The organism is Phaeobacter sp. S60, from assembly GCF_000826845.1.
Lineage (GTDB): Bacteria > Pseudomonadota > Alphaproteobacteria > Rhodobacterales > Rhodobacteraceae > Phaeobacter > Phaeobacter piscinae.
Map to the genome: position 1 here is coordinate 88,043 of NZ_JSWJ01000001.1, position 18,495 is coordinate 106,537.

Annotated in this window: 18 protein-coding genes; 8 read left to right on the plus strand and 10 right to left on the minus strand. The window is 63.3% G+C overall.

The genetic code is table 11. The annotated features are described in order from the left end of the window. Window positions 1–65: 65 nt before the first annotated feature. From pyrC to OO25_RS00445, 3 genes are all read right to left on the minus strand, one after another. Window positions 66–1,106 carry a dihydroorotase gene (pyrC, locus tag OO25_RS00435; protein ID WP_040177960.1) on the minus strand — a complete coding sequence of 347 codons (1,041 nt, stop codon included), beginning with the start codon at window positions 1,104–1,106 and terminating at the stop codon, window positions 66–68. Window positions 1,107–1,208: 102 nt separating this feature from the next. Then, window positions 1,209–2,168, minus strand: coding sequence for a hypothetical protein (locus tag OO25_RS00440; protein ID WP_040172924.1), 960 nt, complete (start codon window positions 2,166–2,168; stop codon window positions 1,209–1,211). Between the two features lie 215 nt (window positions 2,169–2,383). Next, complete coding sequence (locus OO25_RS00445; protein WP_040177962.1) at window positions 2,384–3,451, minus strand: glycosyltransferase family 2 protein; 1,068 nt, start codon at window positions 3,449–3,451, stop codon at window positions 2,384–2,386. 296 nt (window positions 3,452–3,747) lie between these two features. Between OO25_RS00445 and OO25_RS00450 the strand changes: the two genes are divergently transcribed. From OO25_RS00450 to OO25_RS00460, 3 genes are all read left to right on the plus strand, one after another. After that, window positions 3,748–4,659: a MoxR family ATPase gene (locus tag OO25_RS00450; RefSeq protein WP_040178025.1), complete on the plus strand. Its 912-nt coding sequence runs from the start codon at window positions 3,748–3,750 to the stop codon at window positions 4,657–4,659. A gap of 15 nt (window positions 4,660–4,674) precedes the next feature. Beyond that, entirely contained in the window at window positions 4,675–5,940 is a 1,266-nt protein-coding gene (locus OO25_RS00455; RefSeq protein ID WP_040177963.1) for a VWA domain-containing protein, read from the plus strand. A gap of 123 nt (window positions 5,941–6,063) precedes the next feature. Further along, the gene (locus OO25_RS00460) at window positions 6,064–7,929 is read left to right on the plus strand and encodes an OmpA family protein (RefSeq protein WP_040177964.1); all 1,866 of its coding nucleotides are present in this window, start codon (window positions 6,064–6,066) and stop codon (window positions 7,927–7,929) included. 90 nt (window positions 7,930–8,019) lie between these two features. On the opposite strand, the gene rsgA is transcribed toward OO25_RS00460, so the two are convergent. The 4 genes from rsgA to OO25_RS00480 form a co-directional block, all read right to left on the minus strand. After that, a complete protein-coding gene (gene rsgA, locus OO25_RS00465) occupies window positions 8,020–9,111 on the minus strand; it encodes a ribosome small subunit-dependent GTPase A (RefSeq protein ID WP_040177965.1) in 1,092 nt (363 codons plus the stop codon). A gap of 252 nt (window positions 9,112–9,363) precedes the next feature. After that, window positions 9,364–10,548, minus strand: a complete 1,185-nt coding sequence (locus tag OO25_RS00470; RefSeq protein ID WP_040172931.1) for a VWA domain-containing protein — start codon at window positions 10,546–10,548, stop codon at window positions 9,364–9,366. Between the two features lie 53 nt (window positions 10,549–10,601). Further along, complete coding sequence (locus tag OO25_RS22905) at window positions 10,602–10,769, minus strand: hypothetical protein (protein ID WP_040177966.1); 168 nt, start codon at window positions 10,767–10,769, stop codon at window positions 10,602–10,604. A 95-nt stretch (window positions 10,770–10,864) separates the two neighbouring features. Beyond that, window positions 10,865–12,292 carry a DUF2927 domain-containing protein gene (locus OO25_RS00480; RefSeq protein WP_040177967.1) on the minus strand — a complete coding sequence of 476 codons (1,428 nt, stop codon included), beginning with the start codon at window positions 12,290–12,292 and terminating at the stop codon, window positions 10,865–10,867. Between the two features lie 216 nt (window positions 12,293–12,508). Here OO25_RS00480 and OO25_RS00485 point away from each other — a divergent pair, with 216 nt between their 5' ends. After that, the gene (locus tag OO25_RS00485) at window positions 12,509–12,886 is read left to right on the plus strand and encodes a hypothetical protein (protein WP_027247597.1); all 378 of its coding nucleotides are present in this window, start codon (window positions 12,509–12,511) and stop codon (window positions 12,884–12,886) included. A gap of 1 nt (window position 12,887) precedes the next feature. Continuing rightward, window positions 12,888–13,238: a DNA-binding transcriptional regulator gene (locus OO25_RS00490; protein ID WP_036767018.1), complete on the plus strand. Its 351-nt coding sequence runs from the start codon at window positions 12,888–12,890 to the stop codon at window positions 13,236–13,238. On the opposite strand, the gene OO25_RS00495 is transcribed toward OO25_RS00490, so the two are convergent. Further along, a complete protein-coding gene (locus tag OO25_RS00495) occupies window positions 13,232–13,867 on the minus strand; it encodes a DUF998 domain-containing protein (protein WP_040177968.1) in 636 nt (211 codons plus the stop codon). The two genes, OO25_RS00490 and OO25_RS00495, sit on opposite strands and share 7 nt — an antisense overlap. A gap of 136 nt (window positions 13,868–14,003) precedes the next feature. Further along, entirely contained in the window at window positions 14,004–14,843 is an 840-nt protein-coding gene (locus OO25_RS00500; RefSeq protein ID WP_040172939.1) for a MoxR family ATPase, read from the minus strand. Between the two features lie 193 nt (window positions 14,844–15,036). Between OO25_RS00500 and dksA the strand changes: the two genes are divergently transcribed. Together dksA and OO25_RS00510 are read left to right on the plus strand one after the other, a co-directional pair. Further along, window positions 15,037–15,459, plus strand: coding sequence for an RNA polymerase-binding protein DksA (gene dksA, locus OO25_RS00505; RefSeq protein WP_040173297.1), 423 nt, complete (start codon window positions 15,037–15,039; stop codon window positions 15,457–15,459). 119 nt (window positions 15,460–15,578) lie between these two features. Further along, on the plus strand, window positions 15,579–16,805 hold the full coding sequence (locus OO25_RS00510) for an FAD-dependent monooxygenase (protein ID WP_040177969.1): 1,227 nt from the start codon (window positions 15,579–15,581) through the stop codon (window positions 16,803–16,805). Window positions 16,806–17,057: 252 nt separating this feature from the next. Here the strand turns inward: OO25_RS00510 and xth are convergent, their stop codons facing one another. Next, window positions 17,058–17,864 (minus strand): exodeoxyribonuclease III, encoded by an 807-nt coding sequence (gene xth / locus OO25_RS00515; protein WP_040177970.1) that lies wholly within the window; start codon window positions 17,862–17,864, stop codon window positions 17,058–17,060. 387 nt (window positions 17,865–18,251) lie between these two features. On the opposite strand from xth, the gene OO25_RS00520 reads away from it, so the two are divergent. Then, on the plus strand, window positions 18,252–18,488 hold the full coding sequence (locus OO25_RS00520; RefSeq protein ID WP_040173300.1) for a DUF6749 family protein: 237 nt from the start codon (window positions 18,252–18,254) through the stop codon (window positions 18,486–18,488). The last annotated feature ends 7 nt before the right edge of the window (window positions 18,489–18,495 follow it).

Consider the following 18,495-nt stretch of genomic DNA (forward strand, 5'->3'; position numbering starts at 1 on the left):
TCCTTTTGGTCGGCGCGAGACGCCGGTGGCAGAAGCCTCCGGCGGGGATATTTGGGGCCAGAAGATCAGGCGACCTTCCAGAACACATCAAAACCGGGATCAAAGACGGTAACCGGGCCTTCCTCGGTGCTGATCTGCTCGGGGAAGATGACCGGGCTGTCCTGTTTTTCCAGCGTCAGGCGCGCGCTGTTCACCGGCAGGCGGTAGAAGGCCGGTCCGTTTTCAGAGGCAAAACCTGCCAGCTTGTCCAGCGCGCCGTCTTCCTCAAACACATGCGCCAGCAGCGGCATGGTGTTGGGGGCGGTGAAACAGCCGGCACAGCCGCAGGCGCTGAGTTTGTTGGGATCGGTGTGGGGCGCCGAATCCGTGCCAAGGAAGAACCGCTTGTCGCCAGAGGTCGCAGCCGCGCGCAGGGCCAGACGGTGCTCCTCGCGTTTGGCCACAGGCAGGCAATAATAATGCGGCTTGATGCCGCCAGCCAGAATGTGGTTGCGGTTGATGATCAGGTGATGCGTGGTGATTGTCGCGCCAAGGTCTTGGTCCTGGCTGGTCACATAATCGGCAGCGTTCTTGGTGGTGATATGTTCCATCACCACACGCAGACCGGGGGTGGCGCGACGGATCGGATCCAGCACCCGGTCGATAAACACAGCCTCGCGGTCGAAGATGTCGATGTCGTGGTCCGTCACCTCGCCATGGGTGCAGAGCGGCAGGCCGATGTCGGCCATTGTCTCCAGCACGCCGCGCACCTTGTCGAAATCACTGACGCCAGAGGCGGAATTGGTGGTCGCCCCGGCCGGGTAGAGCTTCACGGCCTTGACCAACCCGCTGCCATGGGCTGCGGCCACATCCGCCGGATCTGTGTCCTCAGTCAGGTAGAGCGTCATCAGCGGCTCAAACGCCATGCCATCGGGCAGGGCGGCCAGAATGCGGTCGCGGTAGGCTGCGGCCTGATCCCCTGTCACCACCGGCGGCACCAGATTCGGCATGATGATTGCGCGGGCAAAATCGCGGGCAGTTTCAGGCAGAACGGCTGTCAGCATTGCGCCGTCGCGCAGATGCAGATGCCAGTCATCGGGGCGGGGGATGGTGAGCTGAACGGTCATGGCGCCCGCCTAGCACAGGGGCGCGCGCAGGGGAAGCAACGGCATCACCTGCGACAGCGATTGGCGGCACCGGCATTTGCACCGGGCGCCGCCGGGCTGCCCTTACCGTTCGGGGGGCAGTTTGATCTGGCCGTCTGCGGCGCTTTTGCGCAATGCCTCCAGACGGCGGCGGAAGCGGGGCGCGCGCAGCCTGCTGGTCACATTGCGGCACAGCAGCGCCATCAGATAGGGGCGCTCATCCTGTTCCAGACGGGCCATCAACTTGCGCAGGTAGGGGCCATTGCTGCGGCGAGCCCGGTAGAGCTTGTAGAACTGCCGCTCGGTCAGCCGGTCCGCCCCAGCCAGAGCGAGGATATTATAGAGGATTTCCATCTCGATCAGCCGCGTCTGAACGGTGTCGCCCAGATGCGGCGTGCGCAGCCGCAGCACATTCTTGCGCGCAAACAGGGCGGCATGCATCGAATCCAGCCGCTCACGCGGGTCGTAGATGACAAAACCCTGCTTGGCCGCATCCATCATGTCCGGGGCAAAGCCGTAGCGATCGGTGAAGTCAACGCGGCGCATCTCGCTGAACCGATCGTCCCAATCAGTGAGACGCGGATCCAGCGTTGCCTGTGGTTGCACCGCCACGACAGTGGCGCCGGGGGCCGCAACAGAGAAGGCCGCCGCCGCATAGCCACAGGGGCCCGCGCCATAAAATACCACCTTGTCGAATTCATCGAAGAAGCCGTCGTCAACCAGCTGGTCGAAGAACCCGTAGATACGCTCGTTGCGGAACCAGGTGTCGCCATTGGAGATGATGCACAGGTGCGACCAGCCGAGGTTCTTCACCAGGTCAAACCCCAGCGGCTGCGCCACATCCGACAGGTTGTGGATCCCTTGGATGGTCTCGAAACTGACCAGCAGCGTATTGCCCTGATCAATGAAACTGGCAAAGTGACGGCTGCCCAGCGGCTGATACATGCCGTTTTCCTCGGCCAGGGCGGCCATACGGGCCTGCCACTGCGCGGGTTTCAGCCCCGACAGGTCCTCGTCCAGCGTGTCCAATGTATCCTGCTGCATTGCATCGTCCTCTTGTCCCGCCCTTGTTCGGACGGGTTTGCGTCTGGCAACATCTAAGGGCGAAATAAGGCTAAAATTGGAAATTGTAAGGCCGGTTTATCGGCCATCGGCGCGGGTTTCGTTGAAAAAGATGCCCGTTAAGGCCAGCGCCATATATCCCATGTCCTGCCGTCTGACTGGCTGCTCTGCGGCGCCGACCGCGATATTGCGCCGGATCAGTCGCTCTTGTCGCCGCCCTGCGGTACGCCATGGCGGCCTAGCGTGGCAAAGCCGGTGAGCGTGCGTGCGGTGCCGGGGCTGATCAGCCGTGAGGGCGGCGTCATCATCAGCCGCGAAAACAGCGTCCGATACGCCTCTTGCTGCATCAGTCTGCGAAACTGCTCGTGGCGCCATTGCACCGCGCGGGCGTGCAGCTTTTGCAGCTTGGCGTCCTCGCGCAGCAGATCGGCAATGGCTTCGCGGGCGGGGCGATAGCGGGCAATACTCTCATCCTCATCGGTGTTGAAATTGCGTTCAACCCAGTAGTCCATACCCAGATCGCCCGGACGGTTGACCCGGCCCCGCTCAGCCTTCAGCACATAGCTTTCCATGGACCCCAGCGGATAGTGGTTCAGCTGCACCAGATCGAAATTTGCCTGCCCGTAGTCGGAATAGACCCGCTGCGTCTTGAACCCGTGATCCAGTTCCCGCCCGGAACCATCGAACCAGCGAAACCCCTCTAGGGTGGCGCCGTCGTCCGGGCTGCGCGGGCGATGCACCCCCAGTTTGCGATAGGTGCCATCGTTGCGATAGAGCGTCTTGAACATGGCCGCGCGCCACGGCCAGTGGATCACCTCCGGCGCGCAGCGGGTGAAGCTGTCGGTCACCGGCTGGTCCTGATAGCGCACCGTCTCGCCATTGCCGAACAGCCGCCAGGTCAGGGTGATGGCATCCGCATCGGGCAGCGCTGCGTGAAGATCCGCCAGCCGACCCTCGCCGGCATGGATATTGACGAATTCATCCACATCCAGCGCCATCACCCAGTCGGCCTTGCGCATCAGGCGGTGTTTGTCGGCCTTCTTCAGCCCGGTGAACTGAATGCCGCCCTTGTCATAGGGACCATCGTTGCGCAGATGGGTGACATGGCCCAGCTCATCCAGCCGGTCCAGCATCCGGTCCGTGCCATCCGCGCAGTCGTTGGACAGGATGAGGATATCGCTGAAACCCACCGCCTTGTGATGGGCAATCCATTCCAGCAGGAAAGCGCCTTCGTTCTTTACACATGTCACGGCCAGTGTTCGCATGCTGTCTCCTGCCACGTCTGTACCGGACCCGCCTGGGCCGATGGCGTGTCTCTGTCATCGCATTGCAGCGCAGGCCGGTCAATGTGTCCGGAAGCCGGGCACAGTCTCGTCCACGGATGACCTATGGGACCAAAGTGGCATGTCCAGCCGCTTGACCCGCTTCCATCGCCGTGGCCTCTTGGGCAGAGCTAAAGGGGAGCCAGATGTCGCAGCAGACGAAGACGAGCCAACCGCAGACCACCAGCTATCCCACCAGTCACGCTGCCAGCCCCTCTGCGCCGGCCGGCGCGCGCGGAATGCCCGGCTCCATTGATGCGGTGGAAACCCTGCTGACGGAGGCCGGATATGTCGCCGACCGGGGACTGGCGACGGTGGTGTTTCTGTCGCTGCGCCTTGGTCGCCCGCTGTTTCTGGAGGGCGAAGCCGGTGTGGGCAAGACCGAGATCGCCAAGACCCTCGCCGCCGCGCTGGGCCGTCGCTTGATCCGGTTGCAGTGCTACGAAGGGCTGGATACCTCCAGCGCGGTCTATGAATGGAACTTCGCGGCCCAGATGATCGCCATCCGCGCCGCCGAGGCAGACGCTGGCGAACCGCGTGATCGCGCGGCTCTTCAGGCGGAACTCTTCAGCGACGACTATCTTATCCGCCGCCCGCTGCTGGAGGCGATGCAGCCCGATCCCGCTGGCGCGCCAATTCTTCTTATTGATGAGTTGGACCGCACCGATGAGCCGTTTGAGGCGTTCCTGCTGGAGGCGCTCAGCGATTTTCAGGTCACTATCCCCGAACTCGGCACCATTACGGCGCCGGAACCTCCCATCGTGATCCTGACCTCCAACCGCACCCGCGAGGTGCATGATGCGCTGAAACGGCGCTGCCTCTATCACTGGGTGGATTACCCGGATTTTGACCGCGAGATGGAAATCCTCACCGCCCGCGCGCCCGGTCTGGCGCCGCGCCTGTCGCAGGAGGTCGTGGCCTTTGTGCAGGCTTTGCGCACGGAAGATCTCTTCAAACATCCGGGCATTGCCGAGACAATTGACTGGGCCAACTGCCTGTTGGCGCTGGATGTCATTGATCTGTCGCCCGAGGTGATCGCCGACACATTGGGGGCCATTCTGAAATATCAGGATGATATCAGCCGCCTGCAGGGCTCCGAGGCGAAGCGCATTCTGGATCAGGCGCGCGCAACGCTGGGTCCTGCAGGATGATGCGGACCTGCGCTGATGCCTGAATACCCGCCGCTGCCGCTGCCGGAGGCCCCCCGGCTGGCGCAGAATATCACCCATTTCGCGCGTGGCTTACGGCGGGCCGGGCTTCCCATCGGCCCCGGCCGGGTGGCCGAAGCCGTCGAGGCGGTGGCCACGGCGGGTTTCACCTCGAAGCAGGATTTCTACTGGACGCTGCACGCCTGCTTTGTCTCCAAACCCGAACATCGTCAGGTCTTTGCACAGATCTTTCGGCTCTATTGGCGGGATCCGCGCTTTCTGGAGCATATGATGGCGGCGATGCTGCCCGCGATCCGCGGCACGCAGGAGGAAAAAGCCGCAAAGCCCGCCCAGAAACGCGCCGCCGAGGCGCTGTTGGATGGTGCCGAGGCCCCAGATCGCCCTGATCAGCCGGAGGGGGAGGAGCCACCGGAGCAGCTGGAGTTAAACGCCGAACTCACCATGTCGCGGGAGGAACGGCTGCGGCAGCTGGATTTTGAGCAGATGAGCACCGCCGAAGTCGCCGAGGCCAAGCGGATGTTGGCCAAGATGCAGCTGCCCATCCGCCCCATCCAGTCCCGCCGCCTGATCGCCTCCGCCGCTGGCAACCGCATCAACTGGCGCCGCACCATGGCGCAGGCCGCCCGTCAGGGCGGTGAGATCACAACGCTCGCACGCGCTCAACGCCGGTTACGCTGGCCCAATCTGGTGGTGATCTGCGATATCTCCGGCTCAATGAGCCAATATTCCCGCCTGATCCTGCATTTCCTGCATGCGGTCGCCAATCGCAAGGGGCCGGGCTGGGCGCGGGTGCATGGCTTTACCTTCGGCACACGGCTCACCAATATCACCCGCCATCTGGCGCAGCGCGATGTGGATGCCGCCCTTGCAGCCGCCGGGGCAGAGGCGCAGGATTGGGAGGGGGGCACACGGATCGGCGCATGCCTGCACGACTTCAACCGTGACTGGTCGCGCCGTGTCATGGGGCAGGGCGCCGTGGTTCTGCTGATCACCGACGGGCTGGACCGCGACGACAGCGATCAGCTCAACGCCGAAATGCAGCGCCTGCATCTCTCCGCGCGCCGCCTGATCTGGCTCAACCCCTTACTGCGCTTTGATGGCTTTGCACCTAAGGCACGCGGCATCCGCGCCATGCTGCCCCATGTGGACAGCTTTCGCGCAGGCCATTCGATTGCGGCGCTGCAGGATCTGGCGGATGTCCTTACCCGCGCGGAGGACAGCGGCGAAAAACGGCGGCTGATGCAGATGTTGACGTCTGAATAACGGATACAGGGGCGACCTCTGATCGGCAGGCTCTGGCCGAAAATCATCGCTCACAAGCAACTTATTTGCCTCGGCGCGGGTTGTGTTTCTAGGCTTTGCACCGCACAGCGAAAGGAACACCGCATGGTTTCGCAGCTTCTCAGATCCTCGACCGCGCTGGCGGTCATCGTCTCTCTCACTCTCCCGGTTGCCGCCCCCGCGCAGTCGAAATCGGACCCGACCGACCTCAGCCAGATGGCCCCTGAAGAAATCACACAGGCGGTGCAGCGCTGCCTACGGTGGCTCAAGAATGGGCGCATCAGCCCCGAAGGGGAGATCCTGAAGGGCAAGGGAAAAGGGGCCAAAGCGAAGTTCTGCCAAGCCTATGTCACCGGTGAATTGGACGCTGGTTTGGATCCCGCCCTTGCCTCCTCCGCACTGATGGCCGGCGCTGAACAGGCTGAGGCTGCACCTGCGGCGGGCGAACAGGCCGAGCCAGCAGCCCCGACCGAGGCAGAGCAGGCCGCCGCTCCGGTTGAACCTGCCCCAGAACCCGCCACAGACGCGGCCCCCTCTCAGACCGCGCAGACCGAAGCTCCTGCCGAGACGGCAGAGACAACCGCTGAACAGAACGCAGGTGAAACCACCGCAGAGGCAGAGACTCCGGTGGAGCCGGTCGCCAATGATGGGGTGAACACAGCGCCCAACGCAGAAGCAGGCGCCACCGCGCCAGAGGATACGGCTGAGGCCGGAACCACCTCCGACACCGAACTGGCCGCAGCGCTGGCAGAGGCGGAGGAGGGGACCGACCCTGCACCTGCGTCCGAGCCTGAACCCGAACCCGAGGTCGAACCACTCGACAGTCAGGCGCAGGCCGACGCGCTGGCGGAGGTTGAGGCCGAGGATGACAGCGCCGCCGCCGCCGCGAGCGCTGACGCCACCGGAGAGGCTGAGGTGGTGGAAGAAACCGTGACCGAAGACACCGCGCGCAGTTCGGATGAGGAATTTGAAACCGCCGTCAACACGCCCGCAAGCGAGGCTGAAACCACCGCAGAGGCGGACACTGCTGCGCCGACTGAGAACAGCGCAGCCGCCGCCCCAGCCGCAGAGGAGGACGACGGCCTCAGCAAGCTGCAGAAGGCCGCGCTTCTGGGGCTTGGCGCCGTTGCCATTGGCCAGCTGCTGAAGCAGGGTGAAACCGTGGTGACCAACTCCGGTGACCGTGCGGTGGTGGAACAAAACGGCCAGTACCGGGTGATCAAGAATGACGACGCCCTGCTGCGCCAGCCCGGCAGCAATGTCACCACGTATAAGTTCAAGGATGGCTCCACCCGCACCGTTGTCGTGCGCGAAGACGGGACGGAGGTTGAAACCATCCGCGCCCGCGATGGCCGCGTTCTGCGCCGTACCCGTACGCTCACCGATGGCAGCAGCGTTGTGCTGTTCGATGACACCCAGCGCGCCGACAATGTGGTGGTGTCCGAATTGCCCACCGCCGCCCCGCGCAGATCCGCCTTCAGCAGCGATGCGATCAACGCGGATGAGCTGGCGCTGGCGCTCGCTGCCAAGGAAGCCCCCGCCGTCAGCCGCCGCTTCTCCCTGCGCCAGATCCGCAATATCGATGCGGTCCGCCAACTGGTCCCGGAAATCACCGTGCAGTCGATCAACTTTGAAACCGGCTCCGCGGTGATCCGCGCAGCAGAGACCGAAGAACTGGCGGCGCTGGGCAATGCGCTGCGCGAGATGATCGCGCAGAACCCGCAGGAGGTGTTCCTGATCGAAGGCCACACGGATGCGGTCGGTGCCGCCCCCTTTAACCTCGCACTGTCAGATCGCCGCGCCGAAAGTGTCGCGCTGGCCTTGACCGAGTATTTCAAGGTGCCGCCCGAAAATATGGTGGTGCAGGGCTATGGTGAGACCGATCTGGCGGTGGCGACCCAACGGGCCGAGCGCGCCAATCGCCGCGCCGCCGTGCGCCGGATCACGCCGCTTCTGCAGGGCGGTAACTGATCGGTCTTCTGTCGGGTTCAAGCCTGAACAACACATCAAAGGGCGCCCAGATCGGGCGCCCTTCTGTTGGTTTGAAACCTGCGATAGCGGCTATTTTCGACTGCGCTTCTTGATGGTTTTCGCTGTTTTCACCATCTTGCCAAAGCTCTTGTCCTTGGCGCGTTTTTGCGCCAGAGAGGCGGAATTGAAGGCTTCTTCCGCGGCCAGTTTACGCCAGCGGTCCAACCGGCTGGCGTCAACCTCACCGGCGGCAATGCCCGCCTGCACCGCGCAGCCCGGCTCCCCTTCATGGGCGCAATTGCGGAAGCGGCACTGTGTCGCCAACTCTTCAAGATCGGCAAAGACATCGCCGACACCGCTGGCCGCATCGGTCAGCTGCAATTCCCGCATCCCCGGTGTGTCCAGCACGCCGCAGCCGTTGTCGAGGAAATAGAGCTGCCGCCGGGTGGTGGTGTGGCGTCCGCGCGCGTCATCCTCGCGGATGCCCTGCGTTGCGATATCCAGATCCTCGCCAAGCGCCTTGGTCAGCGTCGATTTGCCAACGCCCGAGGTGCCGAGGAAGGCAATGGTCTGCCCGGCCCGCACCCAGGGCGCCAGCGCCTCGCGCGCGGCCGCGCTCTTGGCGTTCAGCGGCACCACCTCCACCATATCGGAAATGCTCCTGGCCTGGCTGATATACTCCGCCGGATCCTCGCAAAGGTCGATTTTTGTCAGCACGATCACCGGCGTGACCTCAGCATCAAACGCCATGGCAATAAACCGCTCCAGCCGCGCGACATTGAAATCCGCATTGCAGGAGGTGACCACAAACATCGTGTCGATATTGGCGGCGATCAGCTGGACCTTGCGATCCTTGCCCGGTGCGCGGCGGCGGATCAGGCTTTTACGCTCCAGCACCCGGCTGTGGGTTGGCAGCTCAGAGTCCAGCATCAGCCAATCCCCCACAGTCGCCTCGGGGCCAGGGGGGATCACCATGTCGATGCCGTCGCCCATGGCGCGCAGCCCGTTGCGGTTCACTTCGGTGATGCGCACGGGCGGGTGGCTCGTCATTTCGTCCAGATCGGTCTGCTGGGAGAAGACCCCCTGCCAGCCAAGATGCTCCAGCGCGCTCAAAGGGCGCGTGCTGTCGGCGGTGTCTTCAGGCGCAGGGGTGCTCAGGAATTGGGAATAGTCCCTTGTCATTGGGAATGTCTTTCTTGGTGTGATCGCGGGGTTGGCCCGGATCTGTATGTCTGATGAATGTCGCGCAAATCTTCCCTGACACCTGCCAATAGGGGCAGGCGGCATTCTCCGGGGCAATCTGCAAACCGGGGTGGCCTCTGCCGCCCCTTCTTCACCAGGACATAAACTCTCCAATTCTCTGGAGCTTGGTCTACCCGAGGCAGGGTGACTTGGCAAGCTTTCGCCGCGCGGGGCCGCTCCGGGCCGCCCGGCCTAGCGCGTCAGCTCCCGCATCCCGCGTTCCAGCCCCGCCAGCGTCATCGGCACCATCTGATCGGCAAAGATCTCCCGGATCATCTGGATCGAATGGGTGTGGGGCCAATAGGCCTCCGGCACCGGGTTGATCCACAGATGCGATGCCCATTGCGCCCGCGCCCGCTCCAGCCAGACCTGACCGGCCTCGGGGTTCCAATGCTCATTGGCGCCGCCCGGATAGGCAATCTCATAGGGGGACATCGACGCATCGCCGACAAAAATGCACTTATAGTCCGGCCCATAGGTGCGCAGCACCTCATGGGTGGGGATCTGCGCATCCCAGCGGCGGCGGTTGTCGCGCCAGACCCCTTCATAGAGGCAATTGTGGAAGTAGAAATATTCCAGATGTTTGAACTCACTGCGCGCCGCCGAGAACAGCTCTTCCACCACTTTGATATGCGGATCCATCGACCCGCCGACATCCAGAAACAGCAGCACCTTGACCGCATTGTGCCGTTCCGGCCGGGTTTTCACGTCCAGATAGCCGTGTTCCGCAGTGGCGCGGATGGTGCCCGACAGGTCCAGCTCCTCCGCCGCGCCCTCGCGCACCCAGCGGCGCAGACGTTTCAGCGCCACCTTGATGTTGCGGGTGCCCAGTTCGACATCACCATCCAGGTTCTTGAACTCGCGCTTGTCCCAGACCTTGACCGCGCGCTGATGGCGGCTTTCCTTCTGGCCGATGCGCACCCCTTCGGGGTTGTAGCCATAGGCGCCAAAGGGCGAGGTGCCCGCCGTGCCGATCCATTTGTTGCCCCCCTGATGGCGGCTTTCCTGATCCTTCAGCCGCTCCTTCAGGGTCTCCATCAGTTTTTCAAACCCGCCAAGCGCCTCGATTTCGCGGCGCTCTTCCTCGCTGAGGTGCTTCTCCGCCATCTTGCGGATCCACTCCTCGGGGATGTCCACGGCCTCCATCACCGCCTCAGCGGGGATCGCCTCCAGCCCGGAGAATGTCGCGGCAAAGGCGCGGTCGAACTTGTCGATATTGCGCTCATCCTTCACCATGGCGGCGCGCGCCAGATAGTAGAAGGCATCAATATCATAGGTCGCAAGCCCCGCTTTCATCCCTTCAAGAAAGGTCAGATATTCCCGCAAGGACACCGGAACCGCCGCCTTGCGCAGGTTTTCAAAGAAAGGCTGAAACATCTGGGTCTCCGTCAGGGCTGATCAGGCGGCCATCTTGCGCCCCGCGCGCTGCGTCAGAGCAGCATACGGTCGGCGAGAATGGTCGCAAACAACCCCAGAATAGCAAAAACCATGGCGTATGCAGCGCCATATTGCAGCTTATCCGCCAAGCTGCCGCCGCGTTTTTGGGCCGTGCGGACCCCCAGAAGTGCGCCAAGAAGCAATGCGCCGATTACGATCATGCCGATGTCCGTCTGTTAAGAATGTTCATGTCTCAGGTGGGGCCGAGCCGGTCCGGGTCAAGCTGTGACGCCGCTGGCGCTGCGCCAGCCGCAGATCAGTGCGGCGGCGCAAGGGCCGCAATCTCGGTCATCGCGCTGCGCACCGCCCAATCCGGGCCGAACCCGTAGCGTGCCCATCCCTGGCTGTCCAGTCTCACCGCATAGGCCGCGTCAGTTTGGCCCTGCAACAGCAGCGCCTCGGCCTCCAGCAGCATCAGACTGGAGAGCAGCACCGCGTTCTCCCCCCGCGCCGCCACCGGCAGGGCAGGCCGGATGCGGGCCAGTGCCATGGCGCCATCGCCGCGAATGATATCAAAGGCGGCCATGCGGCTCGCGATCTGGGCGCGCAGCAGCGGGCTGTCATAGCGTCCTTGCAGATAGATCAGCGCGGTCTCGAAATGCTGCTGCGCCAGTTCCGGGTCATCCCGTTGCAGAATGCGCCCCAGCACATAGTGGTTGAAGGCCCGCCGGTGATCCTGCCAGCCCTGATCACGGGCAATCGCCGCCCCGCGATGCGCCGCCCGCAGCCGAACGGCACGGCTGCTGCCCGGTGTCAGCGCCGCCTCGGTCGCGTCGATCCAGTCGCGTGAGGTGGCGGGCAGTGGCCGGGCCGCCCGACCCGCGCCGCCGGGATTCAGCCGCGCCAGAATGGCTGGCAGACGGGCGGCAACCTCAGCCCGTGTCATGCCGCTGCGCAGCTCGGGCGCATAGCCCACCCGCAGGATCAACATGTCAAATCCGGTCAGCACCGTATGCACATTGTCGTCGTTGAACACCGAATCCGACAGCCGGTAGAGATCGTTGAGCGGCCCGATGGCCTGTGCCAGCTCCTCATGCAGGCAGTCGCGGGTCTCCTGCGGGCTCACATCATTGGGCACAAAAATCGCCAGCCTCTGACGCGCGCGCAGATTGGCCCAATTGGTCCGGGGTTTGCGCTTGGAGCGGCGGTATTCCGCAAGCGAACTGACATTGGGCACCACGAAACAGGCCGCGCGGGGCGAGGCGCGGCGGATGGCTTTGCGCGGCACCGCCTCAATGGTGATATTGGCAGCAGGGCCCGCAGCCTCCCCGCCCAGCAGCCGCAGATCCAGCCCGGCCTCGCGCTGCAACCGCTGCATGAGCGCCGCCAGATCCCGGTTCAGGCTTTTGGTGGGCTGGCCGATAAGGCGCAGCGTGATCGGGTGTTCAAACCGGGTAAAGACGGGCAGGGCGGTGCCGCTTTCCAGCTGAAAATGCAGATCGAGGAAATCCCGCGCAATATCGCTATTGGCCCGCTGCGGCGCCACCGGATGTGCGCGGGCAAAGCTCTTGGCCGGGGCCAGCGGCGCCAGGGCCGCAGCGGTGCGGTTCGGGGGCGCATATCGTGTCTCAGCCCCGCATGCAGCCAGCGCCGCCACCATCGTCAACGCCGCAAACCCGCGCCAGCACCGCAGCGGGGAGGGCCGCCCTGCAAGAGGATCGGCAGAAGGACCAGCGGGCAGCATACGGGGCCGGAATGTGAACAAGCGATCTCTCCTGCGACAGGACAGCCCCAGCTTGTGCCAAGACAGGGTTAAAAATCAATGTTATGGCTGGCCATAGCGCAGCAGAGCCGCAAAGAGAAGGGCACCCCGGCAACACCTCTCCTGACGTGGGGCGAGGCACGACCATCCGCCCCGGGTCAGGGGCAAACGCAGAGACAGGTTGAAAAGGCTACGCCAATGGCGTATATACGCAAAGAGACACAGAAATGCCTGCGGGTGGATTACCGCATCACCCCGGTCGCGATCGAGGACGCCATCCACGCCTATCTGGACGAGGATGAGCTGGCCCGGCTGATCGCCACCCTGGTGCGCGACCCCACCATCGGGCGCAAGACGGATGAAGATTACCACCATGTCGCCGGGGATCTGACGCTGCGCTACCGCATCCATCAGGCCAGTCCCGATCTGATGATGGTCTATGTGCTCAGAATACACCGCCGACAGCGGGATCCGCGCCTGTCGGGATTGATGGCGCAGGGCGCGCGGGCGGTGGGCAATCTGGCGCTGGATGTGGTGAAATCCCGCATCAAGGCGCTGCTGAAGGAGGATAATTGATATGGCAGAGCATAAGGCAAACCATCAGGCCAGAGGCACCGGCCGTATCCGCCAGCAAAGCGAGGCGGACCGTGATGCCATGGCGCTGCAGCAGATGCAGGACGATATCTCCGGGAAAACGCCCTTGGAGACCATGGCCAGCCGCGAGGTGCCGATGGTGGACGTTGTACGCCTGCGCAAAACCCTCGGCATGTCCCAGGAACGGTTTTGCAGCCACTTCGGCTTTCGCCTCGGCTCGGTGCGCAACTGGGAGCAGGGCCGCCGCCTGCCGGAACGCCCGGCCCGCATTCTGCTGCGCATGATTGAGGATGATCCAGAGCGCGTCGAACGCTTCCTGCGCGAGGCTTACTGAGGGCGCAGGCACAAGGCGGCGTGGACCCCCAGTGCAATGAACTGCGCGTAGATCCACGCCTCAATCAGCCTTTGGAACAGGCCCTGTGCCTCCGGGACAGCAATAATGGCGCCGAACAGACCGACCCCGACAGCCAAAGACGGCAGCGCAAGGCGCCGCAAAAGCGAAGGTTGCGGGAGGGTCAGCACCAGCAGGAACAGGCCGATCAGCGCTAGCGGGTAGGCCACGGCTGCGGCAATCATATGCGCGATATGGACCGCGCTCTGCCCGTCGTCTCCGCCGTTACATCCCGCGTCGCAGGGCAGCCCGGCAGCCAGCATAAGCAGGCCCGCATAGGTCGCCAGCAGGATCAGCGAGAGCCGTGTCAACCGTCGGTCCGGCAGGCGCGCATTGAGCAGCGCCAGAAAGCCGAGGAACCACAGTTCAGTCGGGATGAACACCGCATAATTGGTCCAGGCGGCATAGGGCGCCCCGGCGGCTCCCAGCACGCTCATAAAATGGCTGACATGGGAATAGCCGGGGCTGAGCGCCGCAAGCACACCCACGCCAATGGCCAGCCAAAGCCCGCTGATCACAGGCAGGGCAATCAGCGCCCATGACGCGGTGTCACGCAGTGGTCCTGGCCGCAATTCTCGCTCTCCCCGCAACACTACACAACGATCGGATCGCCCAGATCACACAAGAAGAGGACACCAGATATGTCAGCCGAAAACCGTCATATATCAAGGCGTCCTCGCAAGCGCTTCGTGTTGTGCGCCCGTCTCCTCAGCGACGGCCCCGCGCCATGAAGGCGAGCCGCTCGAACAGATGCACGTCCTGTTCGTTCTTCAACAATGCACCGTGCAGTTTTGGCAGCGCATCCGCGCCGTCGCGTTTCAGATCTTCCGCTGTCAGATCCTCGGCCAAGAGCAGCTTCAGCCAGTCCAGAACCTCTGACGTCGACGGCTTCTTCTTCAGCCCAGCCGTGTCACGGATCTCGTAGAACTGCGTCAACGCCGTGGTCAGCAGGCTGTCCTTGATGCCGGGGTGATGGACCTCGACAATCTTGCGCATGGTCTCGGCATCGGGGAACTGGATGTAGTGAAAGAAGCAGCGACGCAGAAACGCGTCCGGCAGTTCCTTTTCATTGTTGGAGGTGATGATCATGATCGGACGCTGACGCGCCCGGATCGTCTCGCCGGTCTCGTAAACATGGAACTCCATCTTATCGAGTTCCTGCAACAGGTCATTGGGGAACTCGATATCGGCCTTGTCGATCTCATCAATCAGCAGCACCACCTTCTCGTCCGCCTCGAAGGCCTCCCAGAGCTTGCCGCGCTTGATGTAGTTTTTGACGTCATGCACCCGCTCATCGCCCAGCTGGCTGTCGCGCAACCGGCTGACCGCATCATATTCATAAAGCCCCTGCTGGGCGCGGGTGGTGGATTTCACATTCCACTCAATCATCCGCAGCCCCAGCGCATCGGCCACCTGCCGTGCCAGCTCGGTCTTGCCGGTGCCCGGCTCCCCCTTCACCAGCAGCGGCCGCTCCAGCGTAACCGCGGCGTTGACCGCAATTTTCAGATCCTCTGTCGCGACGTAATCCTTAGTGCCCTGAAACTGCATCTCTTTCCTGCCTCGTTGCCTCTGTGCAACCCCTGGGGGCGCTCTTATGCAGGTTTTAACCCTTTGTGCGTACTATTGTGTAGTGACAATCGCTGACGCAGGGGATAAACGCTGCGGCATGCGGGGGGAGCCGCTGAGTTTGTAAACAATACCGAGGAAGACCGGCAGTATGGGGCAAACCAAAGGTAGTGAAATGAAGCAAGAGGTGTTTCTGCCGGATGATTATCGTCCGGCTGATGATGAACCCTTCATGAATGACCGGCAGCAGGAATATTTCCGTCGCAAGCTGCATGAATGGAAACAGGAACTCCTGGCCGAAAGCCGCGACACGATTGAGGGGTTGCAGGACAACACCCGCAATATTCCCGATGTTGCCGACCGCGCCAGTGAAGAAACCGATCGCGCGCTGGAGCTGCGCACCCGGGACCGCCAGCGTAAGCTGGTTGCCAAGATCGACTCGGCCATCCGCCGCATCGACGAAGGGGAATACGGCTACTGCGAAGTTACCGGTGAGCCCATTTCGCTCAAGCGTCTGGACGCCCGGCCCATCGCCACGATGAGCCTTGAGGCACAGGAACGCCACGAGCGCCGGGAAAAAGTCCACCGCGACGACTGATTTTCTTGCATTTGTAAAAAAAATCATAACGCCGGGGCCTGTTGCTCCGGCGTTTTTCGTTTATCTGGGGGTATCGCGCGGCCGGAACGGACCGGCCTGTGTGCAGATAGCGGGACAAGATGAGACTGACAGACCGAAAAATCACCATAATCGGTGCGGGCATTGGCGGACTGGCGGCAGCGCTTGCCTTCAGCCGACAGGGCGCAAAGGTCACGGTTCTCGAACAGGCAGACGCCATCACCGAGGTTGGCGCGGGCCTGCAAATCAGCCCCAACGGCGTTGCGGTTCTGCGGGCGCTGGGGCTGGCGGATGATCTCGCTTGGAGCGCGCCGCGCGCCCGCGCCGTGGTTCTGCGCAGCCACCGGCAGGGCCGCGAGGTTCTGCGGCTTGATCTCGACCAATATGCGCCGGGACAGAATTTCTACTTCGCCCACCGCGCCGATCTGATCAACCTCCTGGCCGATGCCGCGCGCAAGGCCGGGGTCAAGGTGCGCCTGCTGCAAAAGGTCGACCGCATCACCAGCGGTGCCCGCCCGGTGGTGCATCTGGCCAATGGCGCACAGTGTGGCGGGGATCTGGTGATTGGCGCCGACGGGCTGCATTCCAAGGCGCGGGCGGCGTTGAATGGCGTCGCGACGCCCCGCTTCACCGGGCAGGTGGCCTGGCGCGCGACTGTCGCCAATCTGCACAATCACCCGGCGGAGGCACAGGTTTTCATGGGGCCGGGTCGCCATCTGGTGACCTATCCGCTGCGCGACAGCAGCCTGATGAACATCGTCGCGGTGCAGGAACGCAAGACCTGGGCGGAGGAAGGCTGGCATCACCGTGACGACCCGGAGGCGCTGCGCAGCGCCTTCACCGGATTTGGTGGCGCCGCCGCCGATCTGCTGGCGCAGGTCGATCAGGTGGCCCTCTGGGGGCTGTTTCGCCATCCGGTTGCCGAGGTCTGGCATCAGGGCAACCTTGCGATCATGGGCGATGCTGCGCATCCCACCCTGCCGTTCATGGCGCAGGGGGCCAATCTCGCGCTGGAGGATGCCTGGGTTCTGGTCGATGCCCTGCGCACCGCCACCAGTGACGAAGAAGGGCTCGCCACCTATCAGAGTCGCCGCCGCAACCGCGCCGCCAAAGTGGTGGCTGCCGCCACCGGCAATGCCTGGAAATACCATCTGCGCCAGCCGTTCGCATGGCCCGCGCATCAGATCCTGCGCCTCGGCGGGCGGCTCGCGCCCCAGCGCATGGTGCAGCAATTCGACTGGATCTACGGCCACGACGTCACCGGCGGCACCCCCGCCCCAACAGGCAACGACCCCGGCGCAGGTGGTCCCATCACGACATTGGCCTAAGGTGACGGAACAGCACGCCTAGCAGCTGTACGTCGCGGCCCTGCCGTTGATTATTGATGGGGTAACGCCTGAGCGATTTCTCAGCGGCGACCAGACCGGCATGTCCAATGAGCAGCAGGCCGCGTGGACAAATTTCTTCGACGTTATTGAACGTTTTCAATAATGTATAGGATGTGCACGCGCGACAGCATAGCTGGCTGAATAAGACCCACCCGCGCAGCGCGCCGTCGGTGCGGACAGGCCCTCAGCGCCTCACAGATCCAGATCGACCCAGACCGGCACATGATCTGATGGCTTGTCACGGCCGCGCACATCCTTGTCGATCTGGCAGTCACGCAGCAGGTCGGCGGCCTGCGGGCTCAACAGGAAATGGTCGATGCGGATGCCATTGTTGCGGTTCCAGGCCCCGGCCTGATAGTCCCAGAACGAATAATGCCCCGGCCCCTGATGGCGCGCGCGGAATGCTTCGGTAAAGCCAAGCGCCATGATCCGCTGGAACGCGGCCCGGCTTTCGGGGCGGTGCAGCGCGTCGTCTTTCCAGGCCTCCGGGGTCTTGGCATCTTCAGCCTGCGGGATGATGTTGTAATCCCCGGCCATCAGGGCAGGCATTTCCTCGGCCAGCAGATCCTTTGCCCGCTGCCGCAGCCGCTCCATCCAGGCCAGTTTATAGGCGTATTTGCCGCCCTCGACCGGCTGGCCCTCTGCGTCCAGCTCTACCGGGTTGCCATTGGGCAGGTACAGCCCGCAGATGCGGATCGCCTGTTTACCCACCACTGTCGCCTCGATCCATCGGGCTTGTTCGTCGCTGTCATCACCGGGCAGCCCGCGCCGCACATCCTCCAGCGGCAGTTTCGACAGGATCGCCACCCCGTTAAAGCTCTTCTGACCGTGGGTTTCGACATTGTAACCCCGGTCCTCGAACAGCTCGCGCGGGAAGGCCTCATCGACAGATTTGATCTCCTGCAGAACCACCACATCGGGCTGCGCCTCATCCAGCCAGTCCGGCAGCGCGTTGATACGGGCCTTGATACCATTGATGTTGAAGGTGGCGATTTTCATATCCGGTCTCCTGCCTCTGTGGCCCGGGGTGGGGCGCCTGATCTATCGCCCAATCCGGGCGAGGGGGCAAGGGCGCGGCGGGACGCCCATGCCGAATCATCGCCATAGAAAATGCGGCATATCGAAATGCCGGCGACACTGGGTTTGCAGCGCTGCAAGGTCGCGGGCGGGCGATCCGGCCCGGCTTTGTATGGCTGGGGTTGTGGACAGCTCTGTGGTTAACCTGTGCAGAAGCGGCTTATTTGTATCCTGATCAGAAGGCTGTCGCGCAAAGCTCATCTGTTGCGTTACGTTAAAAACAACCAGGGGGCGTGTTTTGGTGTTGCCGGGCAGGCATTCCGTGTCAATCGTCGACAGGTGTTTTTCACCTGAAACGGGAGACGATCCATGACCACATCCACACAGCGCCGCCAGACCGCCGCACCGCAGGCGACCATTGCGCATATCGACCTTCACAGCGGCCAGGGGGCTGAGCTGTTTTCCTCCGGATCACTCTGCCGCGACAGCCACGGTGACATGGTTGAAGGTGCCGGAACCGCGCTGTTTTCCTCAGGCTCAGCGCCCCGCGCTGATCGCGCCACCACCAGCGGTGCCGCAACCGGGCTGTTCTCCTCCGGCAGCTGATTTTCGA

Coding starts and splice junctions, on each gene's coding strand:
- pyrC (WP_040177960.1), bottom strand. CDS start 1,106: ATGACCGTTCAGCTCACCATCCCCCGCCCCGATGACTGGCATCTGCAT.
- OO25_RS00440 (WP_040172924.1), bottom strand. CDS start 2,168: ATGCAGCAGGATACATTGGACACGCTGGACGAGGACCTGTCGGGGCTG.
- OO25_RS00445 (WP_040177962.1), bottom strand. CDS start 3,451: ATGCGAACACTGGCCGTGACATGTGTAAAGAACGAAGGCGCTTTCCTG.
- OO25_RS00450 (WP_040178025.1), top strand. CDS start 3,748: ATGCCCGGCTCCATTGATGCGGTGGAAACCCTGCTGACGGAGGCCGGA.
- OO25_RS00455 (WP_040177963.1), top strand. CDS start 4,675: ATGCCTGAATACCCGCCGCTGCCGCTGCCGGAGGCCCCCCGGCTGGCG.
- OO25_RS00460 (WP_040177964.1), top strand. CDS start 6,064: ATGGTTTCGCAGCTTCTCAGATCCTCGACCGCGCTGGCGGTCATCGTC.
- rsgA (WP_040177965.1), bottom strand. CDS start 9,111: ATGACAAGGGACTATTCCCAATTCCTGAGCACCCCTGCGCCTGAAGAC.
- OO25_RS00470 (WP_040172931.1), bottom strand. CDS start 10,548: ATGTTTCAGCCTTTCTTTGAAAACCTGCGCAAGGCGGCGGTTCCGGTG.
- OO25_RS22905 (WP_040177966.1), bottom strand. CDS start 10,769: ATGATCGTAATCGGCGCATTGCTTCTTGGCGCACTTCTGGGGGTCCGC.
- OO25_RS00480 (WP_040177967.1), bottom strand. CDS start 12,292: ATGCTGCCCGCTGGTCCTTCTGCCGATCCTCTTGCAGGGCGGCCCTCC.
- OO25_RS00485 (WP_027247597.1), top strand. CDS start 12,509: ATGGCGTATATACGCAAAGAGACACAGAAATGCCTGCGGGTGGATTAC.
- OO25_RS00490 (WP_036767018.1), top strand. CDS start 12,888: ATGGCAGAGCATAAGGCAAACCATCAGGCCAGAGGCACCGGCCGTATC.
- OO25_RS00500 (WP_040172939.1), bottom strand. CDS start 14,843: ATGCAGTTTCAGGGCACTAAGGATTACGTCGCGACAGAGGATCTGAAA.
- dksA (WP_040173297.1), top strand. CDS start 15,037: ATGAAGCAAGAGGTGTTTCTGCCGGATGATTATCGTCCGGCTGATGAT.
- OO25_RS00510 (WP_040177969.1), top strand. CDS start 15,579: ATGAGACTGACAGACCGAAAAATCACCATAATCGGTGCGGGCATTGGC.
- xth (WP_040177970.1), bottom strand. CDS start 17,864: ATGAAAATCGCCACCTTCAACATCAATGGTATCAAGGCCCGTATCAAC.
- OO25_RS00520 (WP_040173300.1), top strand. CDS start 18,252: ATGACCACATCCACACAGCGCCGCCAGACCGCCGCACCGCAGGCGACC.